This is a genomic window from Pseudomonas fakonensis, from assembly GCF_019139895.1.
GTDB classification, from domain to species: Bacteria; Pseudomonadota; Gammaproteobacteria; order Pseudomonadales; family Pseudomonadaceae; genus Aquipseudomonas; species Aquipseudomonas fakonensis.
Genome location: NZ_CP077076.1, coordinates 4,105,379 through 4,129,522 on the forward strand (window position 1 = coordinate 4,105,379; position 24,144 = coordinate 4,129,522).

Below are 24,144 nucleotides of genomic sequence, written 5' to 3' on the forward strand. Positions count from 1 at the left end.
TGCTGATACCGGGCGATGGGTCTGAGCGCTCCTCGTCAGGCGCAACGCAGGTGCTGGGTGCGCGGGCCGGCGTAGTGCGGGAACATTTTCAGATAAGCCATGCATCCTCAATCCCGATGCTCGAGCCCGTCCTGAGGAATACGCGGAGTATCTGCAGTCTCGAAAAGCCATTTCGCGACATTGACGAAGCTGCCCAGACGCTGGCGATCGTTCTCATCCAACTGTTTGACCAACAGGCGTAGCAGTGATCGCGCGTATTGCTCACGACGCGCCTTGGGAAAGCCCAGGCTATCCAACGCCGAACGAACGAGCACTGCCCGCCCACCCATCGCCTTGACCAACGCGCCATCATCCATGGTCTCAAACGCCCTGCAAATGCGTTGCACCGCTGGAGCCATCTCGCCGTCGAGGGCATCCCATGCTGATTTATAGGTTTTGATCAGCAGACTACGGGTTCCGGGGTTTTCAACAAACCAGACGAATAACCCGACCAGCTCCTCATAGGTCGGTGCATTCAGGTTTTGCTCCGTCAGATTGGGTGGCGCGATGAACTTGTGAAGCCATGTGAAGCGATGCGCCAGCATTTGTACAAGGCCCAAAGGGTTTGGCGCTGCACCCTGGACTGTGGGCGATTTGTCCGCAGCTTCGACCACCTGGCTCCAGATGAACCAGCAGTAGGAGCCCTCCACCTCGTAGTCGAACGTAAACAAACCCTGCAGCGCTTCATTGCCAGCGGGTGTCTGCAGCAATCGACTCCAGCTGCGGCGCAGCACCGGCGGCGCGCCGAGCACCTCGGCCTGCGCTTGCCCCGAAGCCATCTGCTCGCTGTCACCCAATACACTGCCAAGCTCGGCAAGGTCCTCCAACTGCCCATCAATCAGCGCCAGCAGAGGGTTGTTCAGGTTGCCGGTGGTATCCCAGGCCGACCACCCACGCACGTTGCGCCCCAGCGCCAATGCCTTGCGCGCAGCTTCCAGGCGGCGCAACGGTCCGATCAACTGTTCGCCATAGAGCGTCGCAGGCAGCAGGGTGATCGCTGCGTGCTGTAACTCCAAGGGGACCGGCTGGCCATTGCCATCGCGCAACTGTACCAGGTAAACCGACGTCACCATCCCTTCGGCAATGCGCAGCGGGAGGAAACAGCGGCGGCCTTGCGCCGTTTTCTGCGCCAGTACATAGCTGCCTGGCTGCAAATCCAGGCAAGTCCAGGCGCTATGTTGTGTACGCTGGGCAGCCAGCGCCACACTGCTTCGGCCATTGAACGTCTCAAGACTCAGGTGTTCCAGAGCCAGCCCCAGAACATCGTCGGCCGGCTCGTCAGGTACCGGCGTCCAAAGCAACAGACGGAAGTTGCCCGGCTGGGCGTCCAGGACTCGATACTCCAACCCCGAGCCGCTGGAAAGAGCGGAGCCAGGCAACGGAATCGGCGTGGGAAAATCCAGCAAAGGAAGAGTGAGGGTTGCCGGCTCTGCGGCACAAACCTGAAACTCGTGGACGCTCTCGGTATCACCTACCCGCTGGCGAATCTGATAGGGCCCAGGAGCCAGGTCCATTACGATGCTGCCTATGCCCTGGCCAACCAGGGCATAGGTGCTGTCGACCAGATACAGCTCGGCAGCGCCATCCTGTGTCGCAACGGTGGTGGGCACCTTGGCCGTGTTGAACAGCTCCTGCTCGAACAGCCCGAACAAGTCGTCACCCGTCTCGCTGTAAGACAACCGGGCGTGGTCAGATTTCAATGACATGCTGAGCTCCCGGGACGAATTTGCGTTGCGAAATGTCGGACTGCAGTTCATGTTCCTGCGCCGGCAAGGCCAATTCGAACACCCGCGCCCCATCGGCCAAGGTGTCGACCTTGAGCGTCAACTGCCAGGCAAGATTTGCATCTCGCCAAACGATGTCCTTCTCCCTCACGACCCCCTCGGCGTTCAGCGAAGCCGACCGCAAGCGCAGCGCAAAACCGCCTGACCCGACCTTGGGAAGTACAAAGCACTGAATCTCGAGCCGCTGGCCGGACCGAAAGAACATGTCTTCGCTGTCCGGACCAATGACACGGGGGGACGGGGGCGTGGACTGCGGATACCAGTCAACCCAGTTCATGCCTATGTACTGTGTCAGCACCCTGCCAGGAACCCGCCCGACGATATCGCACGGTGCTTCCTGCAAAGCACGTAGCAGTGCATTGGTCATAAGGCCGACAAACAGCCCACCACTGCCTGGCAACTCCCGCTCCTGAGCCTTGCCCCGTTTCGGCGCGGCATAGATCGAGAACATCTGCACGCCCTCGGTGTTGGCGTGCTCGAACAGGTTCAGGTCCGGAGCGCTGTAGTCCACATTGCTTTCGGTATCCCGGCAACAATCCATGATCAGGACCACTTCACGAAACAGCCGGGCACGTTTGGCCGCCTCAGCATACAAGGTGCCGGCCAGGTTGCTCTGATACTTGCCCAGGTTATCGGCGCCATACAGCGCCGCCCGGGTATTGTCATCCGTCAACCTGGAGAACCCATGGCCCGAGAAGTAAAGGTACAACCGCCCTTCCCGCCGAACGAATTCACCGGTATTGCGATCCAGTGCTATCTCATTGAAGCGCTGCGCAAACAACTCGCGATTGGGGACCCACTGGCCAGGCATGGCCGGGTCTGGAGAGGTCAGAGCAGTCACCTGGCCCTCGGGTATGTCACCACCCTGCGGTGACAAAAGCCATTCGCGAAAGCGCGCAACATCATTCGAGGGGCCCTTGAGGGGCGGGAACTTCTTCTCATCCCTGTAATGGGAAATACCCACGAGGATCGCATAGTCGGACGCTGCCATGGCAAGTACTCACTGCCCAATCATGAACTGAATGGACTTCAAGGTTGCGGGGTCGTTGTCGAAATCACCATGCCGTGCCGCCTGGCTGTTCAGGCCGTTGCCTGCATCATTGACCGCCGACCAGACCACCCGGCCGGGTGCTGCGCCAAGATAGGCCTTCACTTTAGCGACCTCGGGATACTGCGCATAAGACACCCCTTGGTAAAAACGCGCCATTCCCACCAACGGCATGCCGATCACACCCTGCCATTCACCGTCGCTGTCTACCTGGCCTTCCAGCAGACCGGATACGAAATACAACAAACTGCGGGTGTAAAGCGGGGCCAGCATTCGATCCTGGCTTTCCAGAGCATCCTGCATGGCGAACATGCGAAAGCGCGCCAACCCTTGGTGCTGATGGACATCGATGGCGTCGGCAAACCGCGCGCAGGTCAGCGCCGGGGCCAGAAAGATCACTTCGATCCGCGTCTTGAGCCCCACGGCTTTTGCCATGTCCAGAAAGTTGCAGATGTAGATGGCGCCGGTGCTATGGCCAACCAAGGTCAGTTTTTTAAACTGCGCACCCGCCTCTTCCATGACCTTCAATCGTTTAACGACTGCCATGCCGCAGCTGTTGGCCGTACTTGCAAAACTGTCCAGCGTGTCCTTTTTCATCTGATTCCACACGGTCGCGCCGATCAAGTCGCCATACGCCTTGCGCAGCACTTCCTCGACAACGGTGCAGTGCAATCCATGATCGGTACCATTTTTGTATCGCCCCCCTACCGCAATGACCAGCTTGGCGACAAACTTGGCGACCCCCCACCAGGTGAACACACCTCGCGTGTTGGCCACGCCAGCGCCGGGAAACATGTCGTTCAGTGCCGCCTCGCTCAATAGCAGAACCTTGGCAGCCTGGCCGTTTCCAACCCCTTTGGTCACCACATCGCCAGGCGGAACCGACGCGTTGTACGCCTGTTCGAGGGCGTCCTTGAAAGCGGGATCGCCATCCAGTGACTGTTCGATTTCCTGGGCCAGTTGGTCTTCATCAAGGGCAGCTGCTTTGGTACCCGCCCCAGGCGCAGCCAGATCGCCGAAATGCTCACCAGGAGGGTTGGCCTGGGTCTTGTCTTGTGCAAACCAACGGTCATATTCCTGGCGAAACCGGTCAATGTCAGCGACCGCAGCACCATCAGCCCCCCTGAAGCCAAACACGCCACTGAGGGTGGTTTTGCTCAACACCCACTCCGACACTTTCTTTACCAGCTCGCGAAAGGCCGGGTCTTGCAACAGTTCATCCTTGTTATTGAGGATGGCTTCGCTGAAGCCCGACTCCCATACAAAGAACAGGGGGTAACACCCCGCCTGCAGGTAAGTGTCGGTCAGCGGCGCAACAATCTTGTCCAGTGCGTACTGTCGAGCGTTCAATCCACCATGAAAATGAATGAGCAGACCCTGTTCAGGGCGCTGTCCGGCTGCTCGAGAAAGTATCTTTTCTACCGCCTCGAAGGGGCTGCGTGGCGGCAGGCCAAGCAGGCCATTGGCGGATACAAGATAGTGATCGGGATTCGCGGTCGCAGTCGGTACCGGCATCGTCAGGCCCCTCCGTTGGTTGTCAGGCAGTCCGTTCAATCAGCTCATCGCACACAAAGAACTTCACCTGTGTTCACGCCCTGAGCGCCTCGCAACAGGCGAGTAGAAAGAGCGTAGATCGACTTGCCGAGCTAGCAAGCCTTTTGCCATCTCTTAAACTGCAGGCACCGGTTTTCACTCACTGAGCTCAGCTGATGGATATGCCACAGCCACATGCCGCTGAACCCTCACAGGAGCCCTGTATGGACTTGAAAAAATACCGCGACGCTTACGTCTATCCGATGGTGGGGCTTGGCGGTTGCCTGTCGGCGCCTCGCCCCCTGGCGTTCACCACCTCCCATGCGCTGGAAGCGCATCACGCCCGGTTGCTTGGGTCCGATCAGGACGAGGAGGTATTGATGGGCTATTTGAGCACACTGTATTGGGGCCACTATTCAGGTACCAACGGCAAGCACAACCCCGGCCGGGCATTAGCCAAAGTTGGAGCGGCGGTCAACGGCTACCTGATCCAGCGCAACGGACAGACCTATCGGGCAAAGGGCCTGGCGGATTTCGGCCACAACAATGCCGCCACTGTCATCAGAGAAGCCAAGCGGCTTCTGGTCGCCCATCTGTATGGCCAGGCGATAAGCACTCTCAACGCGCTGCCGCAGCTGGGCGTCGCGTTCGCCTCCAAGGTTGCAGCATTCCTGGCCCCTCACACCTGCGCAGTAATTGACTCGGTCATTGCGACCAAATACCCGGTCTACGACTTCAGGCTCCGTGGCAAATACGTGAGCAATGCGAAAAGCAACTTCGAGTGCTACCAGCATTACTGCTTGACGCTCATCGCCCAGGCCCAGGCCCAGAACGCCCTGGGGCAGAGCGCTCACTGGCGGGACCACGACGGCACGCTCTACCGCTGGCGGGCAGTGGATGTCGAGCGGGCCCTGTACAGTCAATAAAGCCCATGCCCGGGTTGACAGCCCTGCCAGCGGGGTCAGGCATTCGTCGCGCGCCCCTACAAGCGAATGCCGCTCAGGGCAATTCGGCGCTCAGCGGGTCACGAACCAGTCGCGCGCTGCCAGGCACAGCCCAAACCCGACCCCGGCCACCAGCGCTGCCCCGAGCAGCGCCGGGCCGACACTCATCAGCAGCGAGATGGCCAGCGGCAGCCCCACCGCCACCGCCAGCGCATTGAACATCAGCGACCAGCCCAGCACCTTGCCGGTGCCGGCGCCCGCGCGGCCGACCAGCACCGCCAAACCCGCCGGCACCGCCAACCCCAGCGCCAGCCCCCAGGCACCCAGGCATAGCAGGCCGACAAGGAACGTACGCGGCAGCAGCACGAAGGCAACCACCGACAGGGCCAGCAGCAGCACCGCCAGCAGCACCTGGTCTTCGTCACGGCCGAGTCGGCGGCGTACCCAGCCCGCCGCAAGATTGCCCAGCGCCATACCCAGCACATAAGCCCAGGCCATCTTGCTGGCTTGCTGGGCAGTGAAATCCATATCGGCCATCAGCAACTGCCCCGAAACCATCAACCCAAGCGCACCCAGGCCGTGCCAGGCCGCCATGGCCAGCAGCGGCCGCACCCACAACCAGCGGCCGGATACGCCTGCCGTGGCCGCTGCCGGTTGCTGTGCAGGCTCCTGCGGCACGCCACGTGCAGCCAGCAGCATGGCACCCAGGCAGGCAGCGCTGAGCAGCACCAGCGGGCCGCGCCAGCCCAGTGGCTGCGCCAGCATGCCGGTGAGCATCGGCCCGAGCTTGCTGCCAAGGGTCAGGCCCAGGACCACCAGCCCGAAAGCCGCCACCCGCTTCGCCGGCGCCAGTTGGTCAGCGACGATGGCCAGCAGCGCAGGCAGGATGGCCGCCGCCGCAATGCCCGCCATTACCCGCGAGGCAATGGCCAGCCCCAAATAGGATGTACAGGCCATGGCCAAGGTGCTGGCCGCAAGCATGACCAGCGCCGGCAACAACAGCATCCTGCGCTGCACGCGATCGCAGCAATAACCCATCAGCGGCAGGGCCAGGGCAAATGCCAGGTTGTAGCTGGCACTCAGCGACCAGACCCCCTCCACGCTGGTATCGAAGACCTCGAGCAGCAAGCGCGTCATTGCCAATGGCATGGGCTCGACCATGCCGACCAGGCACGCGATCATCGCCAGTGGCAGGAGCAACTGATTGCTGCTGTGGGTGGTCTGGGGTAAAGCAGAAGCGGTTGGGTTCATGCAGTGCGTCCTTGCGCAAGGGCAGAAGTAGAGCCAATTGCCGTTATCGGCAGGTTGGCGGTAAAGATAAACCTGCCCAAGCTTTTGCCCGTTTTATTCAGCCCTTACTGCCCGCCCGCCAGGCTTGCCTGCATCTGCCTGGCCTGCTCGCGCAGTGCTGCGCAGAACGGTTGCGTCACTGCCGACGCCGGCCGGTGCTCAGGGCGAATCAACATCACCCGGTACGGCACCGACACACTCAGGCGGCGCATCAGCAGCCCACCCTGCCCCGCCTCCAAGCCGCTCAACGGGTTGATGATCGCCACACCCAGCCCCTGGCGCACCATGGCGCACACCGAGGCCGCACTGGTGGTTTCGATCACCGTGCGGCGGTTCACCCCGGCGGCGCGAAAGTGCTGGTCAAGCTGCTGGCGGTAGGTGTCGAGGCTGGCCAGGTTGATGAAGTCGACTTCATCGAAGTCACTTAGCGCCAGCACCGGCTTGGCCTGCAGCGGGTGGCCCTGGGGCAGCACGCAGACCATGTCGGCGCTGAACAGCAACTCGCCCACCGCGCCGCGGGGAACCTGCTCCACTTCGGTCAGGCCCAGGTCGTGCTGCTGGGCCACCAGCGATTCTTCCAGCAGCGGCGACTCCTGTGCGGTGATGCTCACGCTGACCCCGCGGTGCTGCTGGTGAAAGCGCTGGCAGGCCTTGGGCAGCAAGGTTTGCGAGAACAGCGGCAGGCAGGTTATGGCCAGCCGGCCATGCTCGAAGTTGCGGATGGCCTGGGCGAAGCGGTCGATGCGCTCCAGGCCAACGAAGGCGCGCTCCACCTCGTCGATCAGCAGCAGAGCCTGGGCAGTGGGCACCAGGCGCCCGCCTTCGCGCTCGAACAGGTTCAGCCCGGTAACCTGCTCCATGCGCGCCAGCTCGCGGCTGACGGTGGGTTGCGAGGTGAACAGCAGGCGTGCAGCGCCGGTGACGCTGCCGGCGGCCATGATGGCGCGGAAGATTTCGAGGTGGCGCAGGGTGAGGTTCATGGACATTGGCCGACAAAGGTTTATGGCAGGGGCAAATGAAACAGGCTTACCCGTGAGCGATCCCCGTGGGAAGCGGCCTTGTGTCGCGATTGGGCTGCGCAGCAGCCCCGGCGATTTTGCATGATGCCGAGCCCCTGGGGCCGCTACGCGCCCCAATCGCGGCACAAGGCCGCTTCCCACGGGGATCGCGCCAGCTTTCAAACATTCAGCTCCCACGTGCCCCACACATGGACACATATCAAATATGAATCGCTAAGCTAAAAATAGCTATTTTTATGGATCCAACAATTACCTCATGCTCGGCGCATCCACTCACAGGACCGCCCCATGACCTTCCCCCTGCTCGCCAACGCCATCCGCCAACACGGCTCGCCCCTGTGGGCCTACGACGCGCACACCATCAACCAGCGCATCGACCAGCTGCTGCAGCACTTCGACACCGTGCGCTTTGCGCAAAAGGCCAACCCCAACCTGCACGTGCTGCGCCTGATCCGCGAACGCGGGCTGGTGCTGGATGCGGTGTCGCTGGGTGAAATGGAACGCGCCTTCGCCGCCGGGGCCCAGGTAGGCGGCGAGCACGCAGGCGTGGTGCTGACCTGTGACGTACTGGACCAGCCGACCCTGGCGCGGGTGGTCGAGACCGGCATCGAGGTCAACGCCGGCTCCATCGACATGCTGCGCCAGCTGGGCGAACGCTCCCCCGGCCACCGCGTATGGCTGCGCATCAACCCGGGCTTCGGCCACGGCCACAGCCGCAAGACCAACACCGGCGGCGAGAACAGCAAGCACGGCATCTGGCACGAGCAACTGGACGAGGCCCTGGCCTGCATCCGCCAGTACGGCCTGCACCTGGTGGGCGTGCACATGCACATCGGCTCGGGGGTGGACTACCAGCACCTGGAGGCCGTGGCCAGCGCCATGGTCGGGCTGATCCGCCAGCTGGGCACCGATATCGAAGCCTTTTCCATCGGGGGCGGGCTGTCCACACCTTACCGCGACGGCGACCAGCCAGTTGACCTGGCCCGCTACGCCCGTACCTGGGCAGTGGCACGGGCGGAAGTCGAGGCCCTGCTCGGCCACCCCGTGCGCATGGAGATCGAACCGGGCCGCTACCTGGTAGCCGAGTGTGGTTACCTGGTGGCCGAGGTGCGTGCGGTCAAGCAGATGGGCGAGCGCCACTACATCCTGGTGGATGCCGGTTTCAACGACCTGATGCGCCCGGCCATGTACGGCGCCTACCACCGCATGAGCCTGTACGACGCCGACGGCCAGCCGCTGGCCGGTGCGCTGCAGCCGACCGTGGTGGCCGGGCCGCTGTGCGAGTCGGGCGATGTGTTCACCCAGAACGACCAGGAGCTGACCCCGCAAGACCTGCCCCCGGCCAAGGTCGGTGACCTGCTGGTGATACACGATGCCGGCGCCTATGGCGCGTCGATGTCGTCGAACTACAACAGCCGCCCGCTGCTGCCGGAGTTCCTCATCGAGCAAGGCAACCTGCGCATGATCCGCCGCCGCCAGACCGTGCAGGAGCTGCTGGCGCTGGAGCTGGATATCTGACAACCGCGCCCACCTGTAGGAGCCGGCTTGCCGGCGATCACCGGCAAAGCCGGTGCCATCCACCGCGGCGCCTGCATCGCCGGCAAGCCGGCTCCTACAGGGATCGCATCACCTCGCAGTATGGCGCAGGAGCGAAGCTTTTGGAGTACCGCTGTACGAAGAACAATAGCCAAACCTATACAAGCACAGCACAAGCTCCAAAGCGGTAACCTTGGATGGAGGCTGCACTTGCAAAGTTTGAAATTAATGCACCCTCTACAGCCGCTGATTCGCTAACTTTGGAAGCACATCACTGATGAAAGTACGGTCACTAGAGGCCAAAATTTTCTCATACGGTCGAAAAGTAGCACCCCGGCAGTTGAAAATTACAGCTCTTGGGTCCACCTCAAAGTCTGAGTGGATGACTCCATGCAAGGTATACTCAGCCAAGACACCAAGACAGTTATTTGCCATCCCCTTTTCAATGCTAGCCACATTCCTCACTAAAAAATCATTCAATTGCTGCGAGTGCTCGCGCTGAAGCACACTTGCGTCAGGTGCAACACCTATCTTACTTCCCGCATTAATAATGTCTGTAAGATTTACTGCAACCATGCCTCTAGACCTGCTCGACTTATCCTGAGCCAAACGAAGCTTAATTTGCTTATTTGCATCAGCCACGCGCTTTGGCAGCTTATCCAGAGAGCGAACGCGTTTAGCCTCAACGTAGAGCTTACGACCATCTACATGTGCCACAATGTCAGCAATCTGGTTAAGGGAAACTTCATAGCCAGCCGCTATGAGTCTTGAAGCAACAGACAGCTCAAAAAGAAAGTCTCTTGCAGGATCTTGTGCGGCGACATTTCGATAGGCTTGACCAGAAGTCACTTTCTTCAAGGTATCAACATACTGCACAGAGTCGAGGCTCAATAGGGATTTCCAAACCCTCACAAGATCATGCAATTCGCCATGGGCGTTCAAATAATCTCGGAAAGCTGAATTTTCATCCTGCTTTCGCGAAGATCCTTTATAGTCTAGCTGGGAAATGTATTTATGATACCTGTCCGCTGAGGTTGAGACACCTAGCGATCTCAACCACTCCACTGCCGCCCTTGACTCTGACTGGAACTCCTCACCAGGCTTCTCAAAAATATCGTACGGCACACCAACAATATTGAAACCAGTCATCCAAGACAATTCCACTTATGAAAAGCTCATTATCGCTCACCACTAGGGGCAACGCAAGCTTCCACAAGCTCCAACATCACACCGCAGACACCACGCGCCTACCAAGCCTCGACAACATCATCGAAACATCCCTTAACATAAATATTAGTCAAAAAACAGATCCAACTAAAGCACAAAAATACTCCCAACGCACCAGCCGCCAAAAAGTGCTAAAACACCAACAACAAGCAGCATCAAATCCGAAACCCCTGCATTTAAAACAGGATATAAAAACCGAAAAAAACCGATAGTCTTTTCACTTCTGACGACCTTCTAAACATCCAAAAACCCATACCTCGCGGACCATGCATTATCAGTTATCGCCATTATCGAATCATCTTAAAATTTCAATAAATAATTAACAACTTTCATATGGCGGGCGCCACCAACCGGTACCCCACCCCCGCCTCGGTGATGATGAACCTGGGCGCGGTGGGGTCATCCCCCAGCTTCTGGCGCAAATGCCCCACCACGATGCGCAGGTAGTGCGTATCGTCCACATGGGTCGGCCCCCAGATATCCTTGAGCAGTTGCTGCTGGGTAATCACCCGCCCGGGGTGCCCGGCCAGTTGCGCCAGTAACGCATACTCCTTGCGCGTGAGCGCCACCTCGGCGCCATCAAGGGTCACCTTGCGAAAGGCAAAATCCACCACCAGCGGCCCGAAGCTCGCCGCCGCAACCACATTGCCCACCTGCGGCACCTGGCGCAGCAACGCCCGCACCCGGGCCAGAAACTCCTGGATGCCGAACGGCTTGGTCACGTAGTCGTTGGCGCCGCCATCCAGCGCATCGACCTTCTGCACCTCGCTGGCCCGCACCGACAGCACCAGCACCGGCACCGCACTCCACTCGCGCAGCTCGCGCAGCACCTGCTGGCCGTCCATGTCCGGCAGGCCGAGGTCGAGCACCACCAAATCCGGCTTGCCCAGCGCGGCCTGGGCCAGGCCCTCGCCGCCGGTGGCGGCCTCCAGCACTTTGTAGCCCTGGGATACCAGGCTGATGCGCAGGAACTTGCGGATCTGCGGCTCGTCGTCGATCACCAGCAGGGTGGCGGCTTGGCTCATGGGGCTTCACTTTCGGGGGCGGGTTGGGTGGGCAGCGGCAAGCATAGAGTGATGCAGGTGCCCTGGCCATCGATGCCCTCACCCACCAGGATGCGCCCGCCATGGGCACCGATCATGCCCTGGCAGATCGCCAGGCCCAGGCCAGTGCCCTGGCCGCCCCGATCACCCCGGGCGGCGGTGTAGAACATGTCGAAGATCTTCTCGCGCTCGGCCAGCGGAATACCGGGGCCCTGGTCACTGACGGCCAGGTGCAGTTGCTCGTCCTGCACCGATACCCGCAATTCCAAACGCCCCTGGGCGGGCGAAAAGCGCGCGGCGTTTTCCAGCACATTGACCAGTGCCTGCTCGATCAGCGCGGCGTGCACATACAACAGCGGCAACTCGGCGGGCACCTGGGTGCTGACCTGCAATGGCTGCAGCACGGCCCGCAAGCGGTGCACCGCGCTACCGACGATATCGGCCGGGGCCACCCAGTCGCGGGCCAGCTTCAGGCCGCCATGGCCGAGGCGGGTCATGTCCAGCAGGTTCTGGATGTAACGGTCCAGGCGCTCGGCTTCGTCGCGGGTGCCTTCGAGCAGTTCGCGGCGGTCGTCGGCGGGGATCGCCTCGCCCAGTGCCAGCAGGCTGTCGATGCTGCCACGCATGGCGGTCAGCGGGGTGCGCAGGTCGTGGGACACCGAGGCCAGCAGCGCACTGCGCAACTGCTCGGTTTCACCATGCAGGCGCGCGGCCTCCAGCTGCTCGCCCAGGCGTGCCCGGGCCAGGGCCTGGGCCAGCGGCTGGGCCAGGGCCATCAGCAGACGCCGGCGCTGGGCACTGAGTGCTTCGCCGTCGCTCGGGCGCACACCCAGCAGGGCCAGGGGCTGCTCTTCGACAGCCAGCGGCCACCACCACCAGCGCCCGTGGGGCAAGGTGTCACTGCCAAAGCCTGCGGCCTGGCCATGCTGCCAGGCCCACTCGGCGGCGGCACGCTCGTTGTCGGTGAAGGCTGGCGAGTGGCCGCCGGCCACCTGCAACAGGCCGTCGCCACTGCGCTCGAGCAAGCACACCTGCACGCCCTGCCAGCCGTCCAGATGCTGGCCGGCAGCACTGAACACCGCCTGGCGGTCGGTGGCCACGGTCAGCCGGCGCGACAGGTCGAGCAACTGATTGGTCTGCGCCTGGGTTTCGCGCAGGGCCTGCAACTGGCGGCGCTGGCGGGCGGCCAGGTTGCCGGTGAGCGCGGCCATCAGCAGGAAGAACACCAAGGTCAGCACGTCCTCTTCACGCTGGATGCTCAGCGAGAAGTTCGGCGGGATGAATAGAAAGTCATAGGCCAGAAACGACAGCGCCGCACAGGCCAGCGCCGGCCCCAGGCTGCTGCGCACCGCCACCAGCAGCACCGCAGCGAGAAACACCAGCGAGATATTGGGCAGCGCCAGCACGCTGGAGACCGCCCATGCCAAGCCCGCCGCCAGCACCGTGGCGAACAGCGCCAGCAGGTAGTGGCGCCACACCCACACGCGCTTGACGGCTGCCCGCGCAGCAGGCGTCTCGGCGTCACGGTCGAGCACGTTGACTTCCAGGCCATGGCTTTCGCGCAGCAGCCGTGCGGCCACGCCCGCGCCGAACAGGCGCCGGCGCAGCAGGTCGCGGGACTGCCCCACCAGCACCAGGCTGGCACGGCGCTCGGCAGCGTGCTGAATCAACGTACGCGCCACTTCGCCAGCGCGCAGCAGCACCACCTCGCCGCCCAGGCGCTCGGCCAGTTGCTGGGCCGCCTGCAAGCGATGGCGGGCAGTTTCGTCGCGCAGCCGGCCGTTGTCCACGTGCACCACGCTCCACGGCAGGTGTCGGCGCTGGGCCACGCGGCAGGCGTGGCGCACCAGGCGCTCGGCCTGCTCGTCGCCGTCGATGCCCACCAGCAACCGGCCACGCAGGGCCGGGGCTTCCTGGCCGCGCTGGCGGTAGCCGCTGGCAAGGTCGGCGTCCACCTGGGCGGCGGCGGTGTGCATGGCCAGCTCGCGCAGGGCATTGAGGTTGGTCTGCGAGAAGAACGCATCGATGGCCGCGCGGGCCTGCTCGGGCACGTACACCTTGCCCTCGCGCAGGCGCTCCAGCAGCTCGCGCGGCGGCAGGTCGATCAGCACCAGCTCGAAGGCTTCCTGCAGTACCCAGTCGGGCAAGGTTTCGCGCACCTGCACGCCGGTGATGTCGCGCACCTTGTCGTTGAGGCTTTCCAGATGTTGGACGTTGACCGTGGTGTACACGTCGATGCCGGCGGCCAGCAGCTCCTGCACGTCCTGCCAGCGCTTGGCGTGGCGGCTGCCGGGGGCGTTGCTGTGGGCCAGCTCGTCCACCAGCACCAAGGGCGGGGCGGCCTCGAGCAGGCCATCGAGGTCCATTTCTTCGAGCTGCACGCCGCGGTACTCGCTGCGCAGCAGCGGTTGCTGTGGCAGGCCGCCGAGCAGGGCTTCGGTTTCGCTGCGGCCATGGGTCTCGACCACCCCGGCAACCAATTGCACGCCCTGGCGCTGCTGGGCGTGGGCGGCCTGGAGCATGGCGAAGGTCTTGCCGACCCCGGGGGCGGCGCCGAGGAACACCTTGAGCCGGCCACGGCCTTCGCGCGGCAGGCCGGCCAACAGGGCGTCGGCGCGGGTGGGGTTGCTCATGTTTGATCCTTAGTTCTGGGCAATCTCGCGGTCCCTGTAGGAGCGGCCTTGCCGGGGCGCCGGACCGGCCGGAAAGGGCTGCAAAGCAGCCCCGGCAATTTCAGCAATGCCGCTGAAATCCTGGGGCCGCTGCGCGACCCTTTCCGGCCGGTCCGGCGCCCCGGCAAGGCCGCTCCTACACGGGCATTATCAGTGCCCGGCCAGGGGCGCCAACCGCTCCAGCGCCTGGTTCAGCGCCAGCACGTTGACCACCGGCGGCCCGATCAGTGGGTGCAGCGTGGCCTCATCCACCAGGTCTTGCAAGCGCGCTTCGCTCACTTGCCGCGCGGCTGCCACACGGGGCAACTGGTAGGCGATGGCCTCTGGCGGCAGGTGCGGGTCCAGGCCGCTACCGGAGGTAGTCAGCAGGGCTTGGGGCACTGGGCCTTGCTGCGCCTGGTACAGGCTTGCGGCATCACCCTTGACCCGCTCGGCCAGCGCCGGGTTGCTCGGCGCCAGGTTGCTCGCGCCGCTGGCCACGGTGGCGTAGGCACCGGCCGATGGCCGCGACTGGAACCAACCATCGCCCTTGAACTCCTGGGCGATCAGGGCCGAGCCACGCACCTGGCCGCGCTCGTCGCGCACCAGGCTGCCGTTGGCTTGTTCGGGGAAGGCCAGCTGGGCGATGCCGGTCACCGCCAGGGGGTACAGCGCGCCGGTGACCAGGGTCATCAGCAAGACCAGGCTCAGGGCCGGGCGTACATAGGTGCTCATGGTGTCTCTCCTTCAGACCAGGTGCAGGGCATTGAGCACGACGTCGATCAGCTTGATCCCGGCAAACGGCACGACGATGCCGCCCAGGCCGTAGATCAGCAGGTTGCGCCGCAGCAGGTGGGCGGCGCTGGCGGCCTGCACCCGTACCCCGCGCAACGCCAGGGGGATCAGCACGATGATGATCAGCGCGTTGAACACGATGGCCGACAGAATCGCGCTCTGCGGGCTGGCCAGGTGCATCAGGTTGAGCACCCCCAGCTGCGGGTAAATGGCCGCAAACAGTGCCGGCAGGATGGCAAAGTACTTGGCCACATCGTTGGCAATGGAGAAGGTGGTCAGGGCGCCACGGGTGACCAGCAGCTCCTTGCCCACCTGCACCACGTCCAGCAGTTTGGTCGGGTCGCTGTCCAGGTCGACCATGTTGGCGGCCTCGCGAGCGGCCTGGGTGCCGTCGTTCATGGCCATGCCCACGTCAGCCTGGGCCAGGGCCGGGGCGTCGTTGGCGCCGTCGCCGCACATGGCCACCAGGCGGCCGTCGTTCTGCTCCTGGCGGATGCGCGCCAGCTTCTTCTCGGGGGTGGCTTCGGCGAGCACGTCGTCCACCCCGGCCTCGGCGGCGATGGCAGCAGCGGTCAGCGGGTTGTCGCCGGTGACCATCACGGTGCGGATACCCAGCTTGCGCAGCTCGGCGAAGCGCTCGCGAATGCCGGGCTTGACCACGTCTTTGAGGTGAATCACGCCAAGCAGGCGCTTGTCGACGCACACCAGCAACGGCGTGCCACCGCTTTGGGCGATGCGCTCCACTTCACGGGCAAGGGGCACGGGCATTTCCAGGCGCTGCATGCCGACGAAGGCCAGCACCGCATCCACCGCGCCCTTGCGGTAGTTGCGCTGTTGCAGGTCGATGCCCGACAGGCGGGTTTCGGCGCTGAAGGCGATGGCCTCGTATTGCCCGGCAGAGGGCTCGACGAAGTCATGCAACTGGCGCAGAAACTCGACGATGGACTTGCCCTCGGCGGTGTCGTCGGCCAGCGACGCCAGCAAGGCGCCCTCCCCCAGCTCTTTCGCGGTGATGCCAGGGGCGGCGTGCAGGGCGCTGCAGCGGCGGTTGCCGAAGGTGATGGTGCCGGTCTTGTCGAGCATCAGTGTGTGTACATCGCCGGCCGCCTCCACCGCGCGGCCAGAGCGGGCAATCACGTTCAGCCGCACCAGGCGGTCCATGCCGGCGATACCGATGGCCGACAGCAGGCCGCCGATGGTGGTGGGGATCAGCGTCACCAGCAGCGCGGCCAGGAAGATCAGCGGCAGGCTGCCACCGACGAAGCGGGCGAACGGCTGCAGGGTGACCACCACGATCAGGAAGATCAGGGTCAGGCCGATCAGCAGGATGTCCAGGGCGATTTCGTTGGGGGTCTTCTGCCGCTTGGCGCCTTCAACCAGCGCGATCATGCGGTCCAGGGTCGACTCACCGGGGTTGCTGGTGATGCGGATCAGCAGCCAGTCGGACACCAGCCGGGTGTTGCCGGTGACGGCCGAGCGGTCGCCGCCGGACTCGCGGATCACCGGGGCGGACTCGCCGGTGATGGCCGCCTCGTTGACCGCAGCGATACCTTCGAGCACCTCGCCGTCGCCGGGGATCATCTCGCCGGCCACCACCCGCACCACGTCGTCCTTGCGCAGTTGGCCGGCAGCAACGGCCTCGAAGCTGCCGTCGGCGCTGCGCCGCTGGGCGGTGAGGCCCTGGCTGCCGGCCTTGAGGCTGTCGGCGCGGGCCTTGCCGCGCCCTTCGGCCAGGGCTTCGGCGAAGTTGGCAAACAGCACGGTGAACCACAGCCACAGGGCGATCTGCACCGCCACGCCGGTGCTTACGCCGCTCTCGGGGTCCAGGCACAGCACGGTGGTCAGCAGCGCGGTCAGGGCCACCACCAGCATCACCGGCGAGCGTTTGAGCTGGCGCGGGTCAAGCTTGACGAAGGCTTGCAGCAGCGCCGGGCGCCACAGGGCGGCGAAGCGGGTCTGGTCCTTGGCGCTTTGCGGCGCGTTCACTTCAGGAATGGGCATGTTCATGGTGTATTCCTCAGAAACCCAGGCTCAGGTGTTCGGCGATCGGCCCCAGGGCCAGGGTCGGCAGGAAGGTCAGGCCGCCCACCAGCAGGATGGTCACCAGCAACAGGCCGGTAAACAGCGGGCCGTGGGTGGGGAAGCTGTTGAGCCCCTGGGGCGCGCTCTTTTTCGCCGCAAGGCTGCCGGCCAGGGCCAGCACCGGCAGGATGTAGCCGAAGCGGCCGATGAGCATGGCCAGGGCGATCATGATGTTGTGGAACGGGGTGTTGGCACCGAAGCCGGCGAAGGCCGAGCCGTTGTTGGCGGCGCCCGAGGTGTAGGCGTACAGCAACTGGCTGAAGCCATGGGCGCCGGGGTTGCTCACCGCTCCGGCAGGCCCTGGCAGGCTGGCCGCAATGGCGCCGAGCACCAGCACGCCCACCGGCATCACCAGCAGGGTGGCCACCAGCAGTTGCACCTCGCGGGCCTGCAGCTTCTTGCCCAGGTATTCAGGGGTGCGGCCGATCATCAGCCCCGCCAGGAATACCGCGATCAGCACGAACACCAGCATGCCGTACAGGCCTGCGCCGACACCGCCGAAGATCACCTCGCCAACCATCATGTTGACCATGGCCACCATGCCGGTCAGCGGGTTGAGGCTGTCGTGCATGGCGTTGACCGAGCCGTTGGAGGCGGCGGTGGTGGTCACCGTCCACAGCACTGAGGCTGTGGTACCGAAGCGGCTCTCCTTGCCTTCGAGCGGCGGGCCTTGCTGTACCTGGGCGCTGTCGAGCGCCGGGTTGGGCTGGTATTCGGCCCACAGCGCGGTGCCGCCGCCAATCAGGAACAGCGCCAGCATGCAGGCGATGATCGCGCGGCTTTGGCGCAGGTCCTTGACGTAGTGGCCGAAGGTGAACACCAGGGCCACCGGGATGAGGATGATCGACACCACCTCGAACAGGTTGCTCCAGGCCGTGGGGTTTTCGAACGGGTGCGCCGAGTTGACGCCGAAGAAGCCGCCGCCGTTGGTGCCCAGTTGCTTGATGGCGATCTGGCTGGCGGCCGGGCCCAGCGGGATGGGCTGATTGGCGCCTTGCAGGGTGATGGCGTGGGCGTAGTCGGCGAAGGTTTGCGGCACACCCTGCCACACCAGCAGCAGCGCCAGCAGCAGGCACAGCGGCAGCAGCCCATAGAGGGTGGCGCGGGTCAGGTCGACCCAGAAGTTGCCAAGGCCGGTGGTGCTGCGCCGGGCGATACCGCGGCACAGGGCGACCAACACGGCAAGGCCGGTGGCGGCGCTGACGAAGTTCTGTACGGTCAGGCCGAGCATCTGGCTCAGGTAGCTGAGCGAGGCTTCGCCGCTGTAAGCCTGCCAGTTGGTGTTGGTCATGAAGCTGACGGCGGTGTTGAACGCCAGCGACCATTCCTGGCCGGGCAGGTGCTGGGGGTTCAGCGGCAGGCTGCCTTGTAGCAGCAGCACGGCGAACAGCAGCGCGAAACCTGCCAGGTTGAAGGCCAGCAGGGCCAGGGTGTACTGCTTCCAGTTGTGCTGCTGCTCGCTGTTGACCCCGGCCAGGCGGTAGCAGCCGCGCTCCACCGGGCCGAGCAGCGGGGTCAGCCAGGTGCGCTGGCCTTCCATGACTTTGTAGTAGAAGCGCCCGAGCCAGGGCGCCGGCAGCAGCACGATGGCGAAGAACGCCAGCAGCAACAGGTAGTCGTAACTGTGCATGGCTGCCCCTTAGCTGCGATCGGCGCGCAGCAGCGCTACCAGCAGGTAAATCGCCAATGCCACTGCCAGTAGCAGTGACAGCCCGTCGAGCATGTACATGAGGTGATCTCCCTTGGTTCGGCTTGTGGGCCGCTTTGGGGGGATTGTCTTGGGGGGTAAAGGGGCGAGATGGGGGTGGGGTGGGGCGTAAAGAGGGCGTAAAGGTTTTGGGTTCGGGTTCGGGTTCGGGTTCGGGTTCGGGTTCGGGTTCGGGTTCGGGTTCGGGTTCGGGTTCGGGGCTTATGGTGATTGCTTTTGGAGATATATGCGCATTCATTGACGATGCGCGCTTTTCGTCACCTTTCCGCCCTTACGGCGGGTCACTTTTTGTCAAACGCGACAAAAAGTAACCAAAAAACGCTGGCTCCCATCATCCGGCCCCCTACGCTGCGCTTCGGGGGTTCCCTCGCTCCGGGCTTGCTCCGGAGGTACGCGCCGACGGGCCGTCCCTGGCCCGATCGGCGCTCGACCGGCATCCATGCCGGTCGCCCTCCTACGCAATCCCTACGCTCGGCCTCCTGAAGTCGCGATTTGTGTTGCCTGGGCTATCGCGCGCTTAGAAGCAAGATCAAGAGCCAGATCAAGAGCCAGATCAAGAGCCAGATCAAGAGCCAGATCAAGAGCCAGATCAAGAGCCAGATCAAGAGCCAGATCAAGAGCTGGGATGTTGGTTTTATTGTTATTGATGTGTTGTTTTTTCTGACGCAATCGCGGGGCAAGCCCGCTCCCACGTTAGTTGTGCGTACCAAATTCAAGCGTGGGAGCGGACTTGCCCCGCGATTCAATCCTGAGTTCCCACGGTGGCAACTAGCGACCGAGCTGCGTACTGATAGGCGCCGCCCCTAACTTCGCGACTTCAGGAGGCCGAACGCAGGGATTGCGTAGGGGGGCGACCGGCATGGATGCCGGTCGAGCGCCGATCGGGCCAGGGACGGCCCGTCGGCGCGTACCCCCGGAGCAAGCCCGGAGTGAGGGAACCCCGGAGCGAAGCGCAGGGGCCGTATGAATGGAGCGAGGATTTTTTGGTGACTTTTTGATCCCTCAAAAAGTTACCCGCCGTAAGGGCGGAAAGGTGAATTAGCGTCACTACAAATAATGAATGCGCATACAACTTTCAAAACAAACAAACAAACAAACAAACAAACAAACAAACAAACCACAGCATACCCCCAATATATAAATCACCCACAAGCCCCCAATCGCCAGCAAGCCAACGCCCCACAAAATCCCCTCACCCCCAACAAATACCAATAAAAGCAATTCTCATTTGTGCTACCGTGCCGCCTCGTCATCGTCAGCCCGCCAGGCCCCCACCATGTCCAGCTCAGATCTCAAGGCCCTCTACCTGGCCCATCGCGAGGAAATCCAGGCCTACCTGGACCGCCACCTGCGTTGCAAGGAAACCGCCGCCGACCTGACCCAGGACACCTTCATCCGCCTAGGCGAACAACTCGGCCGCAGCCGCATCGAGAACGTACGCGCCTACCTGTTCTCCAGCGCCCGCAACCTGTTCATCGACCACACCCGCCGCCAGCAGCACCGCAAAAGCGAACCGCTGGACAGCGAAGAGGCGACCGCCGCCGTCCAACCCAGCGTCACCCTCGAGCAGGCCGCCATCGCCAACCAGCAACTGGCCGCGCTCAACCAAGTCATCCAGAATATGCCCGCCCCCTGCCGCGAGGTGTTCCTGATGGTGCGTGTCGAAGGCATGACCTACGTCGATATCGGCGAGCGCCTGGGCATCTCGCCCAAGACCGCCTACAGCCGCATGGTCAAGGCCCTGGAGCTGCTGAAAAAAGGCATGCCCCGGTGAACTGCCCGCACAGCCCAGAGCCCATGAACAGCCAATCGCCCCTGCTCGACCCCGCCACTGGCGATGACATCGGCTACCAGGCCAACGCCTGGTTCGCCCTGCTGCACGGTGGCGCGCCCAGCGCGCAACAACGTGACGCCTGGGCCGCCTGGATGGCGGCCGATACGCGCCACGCCGAGGCCTACGCCGAGCTTGAGCAGTTGTGGGCGCTCTCTGCATTGCTCAAACCCCAACCCGTTACCGCGGCGCCGGCAGCGCCGCAACTGTCGCGCCGACGCTTCGTCAGCATGGGCCTGGCGGCTGGCGTCGCGGCGCTGGCCGCCGGCACCGGCACGCTGTGGCTCAAGGGCGTTGACGCACCGTTCGCCGACCTGCGCACTGCGGTGGGCGAACGGCGGGTGGTGCAACTGCCCGACGGCTCCACCCTGGAAATGGCCGGGCATACGGCACTGAACCTGGACTTCAGCGCCACCCGCCGCGCCGTCGAACTGCTGCACGGCCAGGCCTATTTCAGCGTGCGCCCAAGTGATGCCGGCGACTTCAGCATCAGCACCAAAGCCGGGCAACTGCGTACCGCCGAGGCCGAGTTCTGCCTTTCGTGCGAACACGCCGAGGCGCAGTTGGCGGTCAGCCGCAAGCAGGTGCAGGTACTGACGGCCAGCCAGCAGACCGAGCTGGGTGAAGGCCTGGCACTGCGCTTCAGCAAGGCGGCCACCGGCGACATTCAGCACGCCGAGCTTGAACAGGCGCTGGCCTGGCGCAGCGGGCGCCTGGTGTTCTTCAACGAACCACTGGCAACGGTGGTGGACGAGCTGCAGCGCTGGCGCCAGGGGCGGATTTTCATCATGGACAAGCAACTGGCCGCGCGCCGGGTCAGCCTGATCCTCAACCTGGAACACCCCGAACAGATGCTCGATGTACTGTCCCGCGCGCTGGCCGTGCGCACCACGCGCTACACCGAACTGGTCACCCTGCTCTACCCCGCCTGAAAATTTTTTACATCGCCATCAGACATTTCCACACCCCATGCGTCTTCAAGCGGACTGAGAGTTATTCGCATATCTGCATTTGCATGGGGCTCGCCTGAATGGCTACACGACACACGCCGTACACCACCCTCCATCCACGCTGGCAGCGCAACGCACTGAGCGCCGCGCTGGCCTGCACCTTGCTGGTGGGCATGCTGCCTGCGCAGGCGGCACCGGCCCAGGCGGCCAGTGCGCACAGGCTGGCGCTGAACATTCCGGCGCAACCCCTGCGCCAGGCACTGCTGGTGTTCAGCCAACAGTGCGGGCAGAACGTGCTGCTGGACGGCAATGTCGACGCCAGCCTGCGCAGCACCGCGGTGGTCGGCAGCTATTCCCCCGACGAGGCCCTGGCGCGCCTGCTGCAGGGCAGCGGCTACCGCTTCGCCCGCACCGATGCGGTAACCCTGTACCTGGTGCCGGTCGAAACCGGCGCCGGCAGCGAAGTGACCCTGGCCCCGACGCAAATCCAGTACCAGCTCGGCGACGCCGAGGCCTTGAGCCGCGGCTACCAGGGCAGGCCGGCCGCCAGCACCACGCGCCTGGGCCTGAGCCCGCAGGAAACCCCGCAGGCGGTGTCCACCGTGACCCGCGCACAGATCGACGACTTCAAGCTCAACAGCGTCAAGGACGCCCTGCGCAACGCCCCCACTGTCACCGTGGAGCAGTTCGAGACCGACCGTACCGCGTTCACTTCGCGCGGTTTTACCATCGACAACTTCGAATTCGACGGCATGGGCATGCCGTTTTCCTCGGGCGTGCTGCTGGGCGACCAGGACCTGGCCGAGTTCGAGCAAATCGATGTGCTGCACGGCGCCAACGGCCTGATGAGCGGCGCGGGCAACCCGTCGGCCACGGTCAACTTCGTGCGCAAGCGCCCTACCAAAGCGTTCCAGGCGCAGATCAACACCAGCGTCGGCTCGTGGGACAACCGCCGGGTGGACTTCGATGTCAGCGGCCCGTTGACCGACAACGGCAAGGTGCGCGGGCGCTTCATCTACGCCCACGACAAGGGCAACTCGTACCTGGACCGCTACAGCCACGAAATCAATGTCACCGCCGGCCTGCTGGCGTTCGACCTGAGCGACGCCGACACCCTCACCCTGGGTTTCTCGGAGCAGAAAAGCGACTCCAACGGCAGCACCTGGGGCGCCCTGCCGATGGCCGACTTCGCCGGCAACCCGATCCACTACAGCAGCCGCAGCGCCAGCATCGGCCAGCCCTGGACCTACTGGAACATCCACACCCAACGCGCCTTCGCCGAACTTGCCCACGACTTCGGCGACGGTTGGCACGGCAAGCTCACCGTGACCGGCACCAACCAGCATCAGGACACCCAGATGCTGTACGCCATCCCCTTCACCGCCGACGACGCATTCGCCTACATCAACCGCACCACCAGCACCGAGCACCAGCTCACCGGCGAGGCGCAGTTGTCTGGCCCGTTTGCCCTGTTCGGCCGCGAGCATGAACTGACCCTGGGCGCCAACTACGGCCGCAGCCGCCATGACGAGCGCGGCCATTACGCCAGCGCCAGCGGCAACCAGCTCGTCAACCTTGAAGACGCCCTGGCCGGCAACGTGCCGCTGCCGGCACTGACCTACACCGACGAGCTCAACACCCAGCACTTCACCGACCGGCAGAAGAGCGTCTACGCCGGGGCGCGCTTGAGCCTGAGCGACGACCTGCACTGGATCGCCGGTGCACGCATGCTCAGCGCCGACGGCGAAGGCATGGGCTACGGCTCGGCCCACGACACCCGGGTGCACGGCAAGGTTACGCCCTACACCGGGCTGGTCTATGACCTGACCGAGCAGTGGAGCCTGTACGCCAGCTGGACCGAGATCTTCAAACCGCAGTACCTGCGCAGCAGCGCAGGCGGGGTGATCGAGCCGCTGGAAGGCACCAGCAGCGAGGTGGGTATCAAGGGCAGCCTGCTCGACGAGCGCCTGAACGTCAGCGCTGCGCTGTTCAAGACCGAGCAGCAGAACGTGGCGGTGACCACCGGCCAGATCATCAACGGCCAGTACGCCTACCGCGGCGAGGACAACGACAGCCACGGCATCGAGCTTGAGGCCTCCGGCGAAGCGCTGCCGGGCCTGGACCTGGCGGCCGGCTACACCTACGTGCACATCGAGGACCACAACGGCGACAAGACCCGCCGCTACGTGCCCAGCCATACCCTGCGCGGCAGCCTGACCTACCGCCTGCCGGCGGCGCCCCAGGCCAAGGTGGGCACCCGGGTGCAGTGGCAGAGCGCGACCGAGGCCGACGGCAACCACCGGGTGCGCCAGGAGGCCTATGCACTGGTGGACCTGATGGGCAGCTACCAGTTCGACCAGCACTGGAGCGCGGCGCTGAACCTGAACAACGTGTTCGACCGCAAGTATCTGTTGTCGCTGTACCAGTCGGCGGGCTCCACCAACTTTGGTGCGCCGCGCAATCTGACTGCTTCAGTAACTTGGAAGTATTGAGGCTGGGATCAAGCCCGCTCCCACGGGTGATAGTGGGAGCGGCTGACTTATGCTGCCTGTAGCGGCCCTATCGCCGGCGAGCCGGCTCCTACAGTGGAACGCGTTGTTTTGGCTATCGCGAATACCTGTAGGAGCCGGCTTGCCAGCGATGGCGCCAGCCCAAACTACACAT

At 63.8% G+C, this 24,144-nt stretch carries 19 protein-coding genes; 6 read left to right on the forward strand and 13 right to left on the reverse strand.

What is annotated here, in order from left to right; all coding sequences use genetic code 11:
• Positions 1-107 precede the first annotated feature (107 nt).
• The 3 genes from KSS94_RS18015 to KSS94_RS18025 are packed head-to-tail and all read right to left on the reverse strand — an operon-like array spanning position 108 to position 4,386.
• Positions 108-1,745, reverse strand: a complete 1,638-nt coding sequence (locus tag KSS94_RS18015) for a hypothetical protein (RefSeq protein WP_217839438.1) — start codon at positions 1,743-1,745, stop codon at positions 108-110.
• Complete coding sequence (locus KSS94_RS18020; protein ID WP_217839439.1) at positions 1,729-2,814, reverse strand: caspase family protein; 1,086 nt, start codon at positions 2,812-2,814, stop codon at positions 1,729-1,731. Before KSS94_RS18020 ends, KSS94_RS18015 begins: the two co-directional genes overlap by 17 nt.
• Before the next feature lie 9 nt (positions 2,815-2,823).
• Positions 2,824-4,386 carry a hypothetical protein gene (locus KSS94_RS18025; protein WP_217839440.1) on the reverse strand — a complete coding sequence of 521 codons (1,563 nt, stop codon included), beginning with the start codon at positions 4,384-4,386 and terminating at the stop codon, positions 2,824-2,826.
• A gap of 242 nt (positions 4,387-4,628) precedes the next feature.
• Between KSS94_RS18025 and KSS94_RS18030 the strand changes: the two genes are divergently transcribed.
• The gene (locus KSS94_RS18030) at positions 4,629-5,330 is read left to right on the forward strand and encodes a hypothetical protein (protein ID WP_217839441.1); all 702 of its coding nucleotides are present in this window, start codon (positions 4,629-4,631) and stop codon (positions 5,328-5,330) included.
• Positions 5,331-5,420: 90 nt separating this feature from the next.
• On the opposite strand, the gene KSS94_RS18035 is transcribed toward KSS94_RS18030, so the two are convergent.
• Together KSS94_RS18035 and KSS94_RS18040 are read right to left on the reverse strand one after the other, a co-directional pair.
• Positions 5,421-6,599, reverse strand: a complete 1,179-nt coding sequence (locus tag KSS94_RS18035) for an MFS transporter (protein WP_217839442.1) — start codon at positions 6,597-6,599, stop codon at positions 5,421-5,423.
• Between the two features lie 104 nt (positions 6,600-6,703).
• Positions 6,704-7,618: a LysR family transcriptional regulator gene (locus KSS94_RS18040; protein ID WP_217839443.1), complete on the reverse strand. Its 915-nt coding sequence runs from the start codon at positions 7,616-7,618 to the stop codon at positions 6,704-6,706.
• A 327-nt stretch (positions 7,619-7,945) separates the two neighbouring features.
• Between KSS94_RS18040 and lysA the strand changes: the two genes are divergently transcribed.
• Entirely contained in the window at positions 7,946-9,175 is a 1,230-nt protein-coding gene (lysA, locus tag KSS94_RS18045) for a diaminopimelate decarboxylase (RefSeq protein WP_217839444.1), read from the forward strand.
• Between the two features lie 255 nt (positions 9,176-9,430).
• On the opposite strand, the gene KSS94_RS18050 is transcribed toward lysA, so the two are convergent.
• On the reverse strand, positions 9,431-10,342 hold the full coding sequence (locus KSS94_RS18050) for a hypothetical protein (protein WP_217839445.1): 912 nt from the start codon (positions 10,340-10,342) through the stop codon (positions 9,431-9,433).
• A gap of 17 nt (positions 10,343-10,359) precedes the next feature.
• Here KSS94_RS18050 and KSS94_RS18055 point away from each other — a divergent pair, with 17 nt between their 5' ends.
• A complete protein-coding gene (locus KSS94_RS18055; RefSeq protein WP_217839446.1) occupies positions 10,360-10,632 on the forward strand; it encodes a hypothetical protein in 273 nt (90 codons plus the stop codon).
• Positions 10,633-10,749: 117 nt separating this feature from the next.
• On the opposite strand, the gene KSS94_RS18060 is transcribed toward KSS94_RS18055, so the two are convergent.
• The 7 genes from KSS94_RS18060 to KSS94_RS18090 form a co-directional block, all read right to left on the reverse strand.
• Positions 10,750-11,445: a response regulator gene (locus KSS94_RS18060; protein WP_217839447.1), complete on the reverse strand. Its 696-nt coding sequence runs from the start codon at positions 11,443-11,445 to the stop codon at positions 10,750-10,752.
• Entirely contained in the window at positions 11,442-14,096 is a 2,655-nt protein-coding gene (locus tag KSS94_RS18065) for a DUF4118 domain-containing protein (protein ID WP_217839448.1), read from the reverse strand. The genes KSS94_RS18060 and KSS94_RS18065 overlap by 4 nt, the downstream gene beginning before the upstream one ends.
• 189 nt (positions 14,097-14,285) lie before the next feature.
• Positions 14,286-14,849: a potassium-transporting ATPase subunit KdpC gene (kdpC, locus tag KSS94_RS18070; protein ID WP_217839449.1), complete on the reverse strand. Its 564-nt coding sequence runs from the start codon at positions 14,847-14,849 to the stop codon at positions 14,286-14,288.
• Between the two features lie 12 nt (positions 14,850-14,861).
• Positions 14,862-16,916, reverse strand: coding sequence for a potassium-transporting ATPase subunit KdpB (gene kdpB, locus KSS94_RS18075; RefSeq protein WP_217839450.1), 2,055 nt, complete (start codon positions 16,914-16,916; stop codon positions 14,862-14,864).
• A 10-nt stretch (positions 16,917-16,926) separates the two neighbouring features.
• Positions 16,927-18,621 carry a potassium-transporting ATPase subunit KdpA gene (kdpA, locus tag KSS94_RS18080; protein ID WP_217839451.1) on the reverse strand — a complete coding sequence of 565 codons (1,695 nt, stop codon included), beginning with the start codon at positions 18,619-18,621 and terminating at the stop codon, positions 16,927-16,929.
• A 9-nt stretch (positions 18,622-18,630) separates the two neighbouring features.
• Positions 18,631-18,720 (reverse strand): K(+)-transporting ATPase subunit F, encoded by a 90-nt coding sequence (gene kdpF, locus KSS94_RS18085; protein ID WP_033743702.1) that lies wholly within the window; start codon positions 18,718-18,720, stop codon positions 18,631-18,633.
• A gap of 444 nt (positions 18,721-19,164) precedes the next feature.
• Positions 19,165-19,368, reverse strand: coding sequence for a hypothetical protein (locus KSS94_RS18090; protein ID WP_217839452.1), 204 nt, complete (start codon positions 19,366-19,368; stop codon positions 19,165-19,167).
• Positions 19,369-19,975: 607 nt separating this feature from the next.
• On the opposite strand from KSS94_RS18090, the gene KSS94_RS18095 reads away from it, so the two are divergent.
• From KSS94_RS18095 to KSS94_RS18105, 3 genes are all read left to right on the forward strand, one after another.
• Positions 19,976-20,473 carry an RNA polymerase sigma factor gene (locus tag KSS94_RS18095; protein ID WP_217839453.1) on the forward strand — a complete coding sequence of 166 codons (498 nt, stop codon included), beginning with the start codon at positions 19,976-19,978 and terminating at the stop codon, positions 20,471-20,473.
• 23 nt (positions 20,474-20,496) lie between these two features.
• On the forward strand, positions 20,497-21,462 hold the full coding sequence (locus tag KSS94_RS18100; protein WP_217839454.1) for a FecR family protein: 966 nt from the start codon (positions 20,497-20,499) through the stop codon (positions 21,460-21,462).
• Between the two features lie 98 nt (positions 21,463-21,560).
• On the forward strand, positions 21,561-23,972 hold the full coding sequence (locus KSS94_RS18105; protein WP_217839455.1) for a TonB-dependent siderophore receptor: 2,412 nt from the start codon (positions 21,561-21,563) through the stop codon (positions 23,970-23,972).
• The last annotated feature ends 172 nt before the right edge of the window (positions 23,973-24,144 follow it).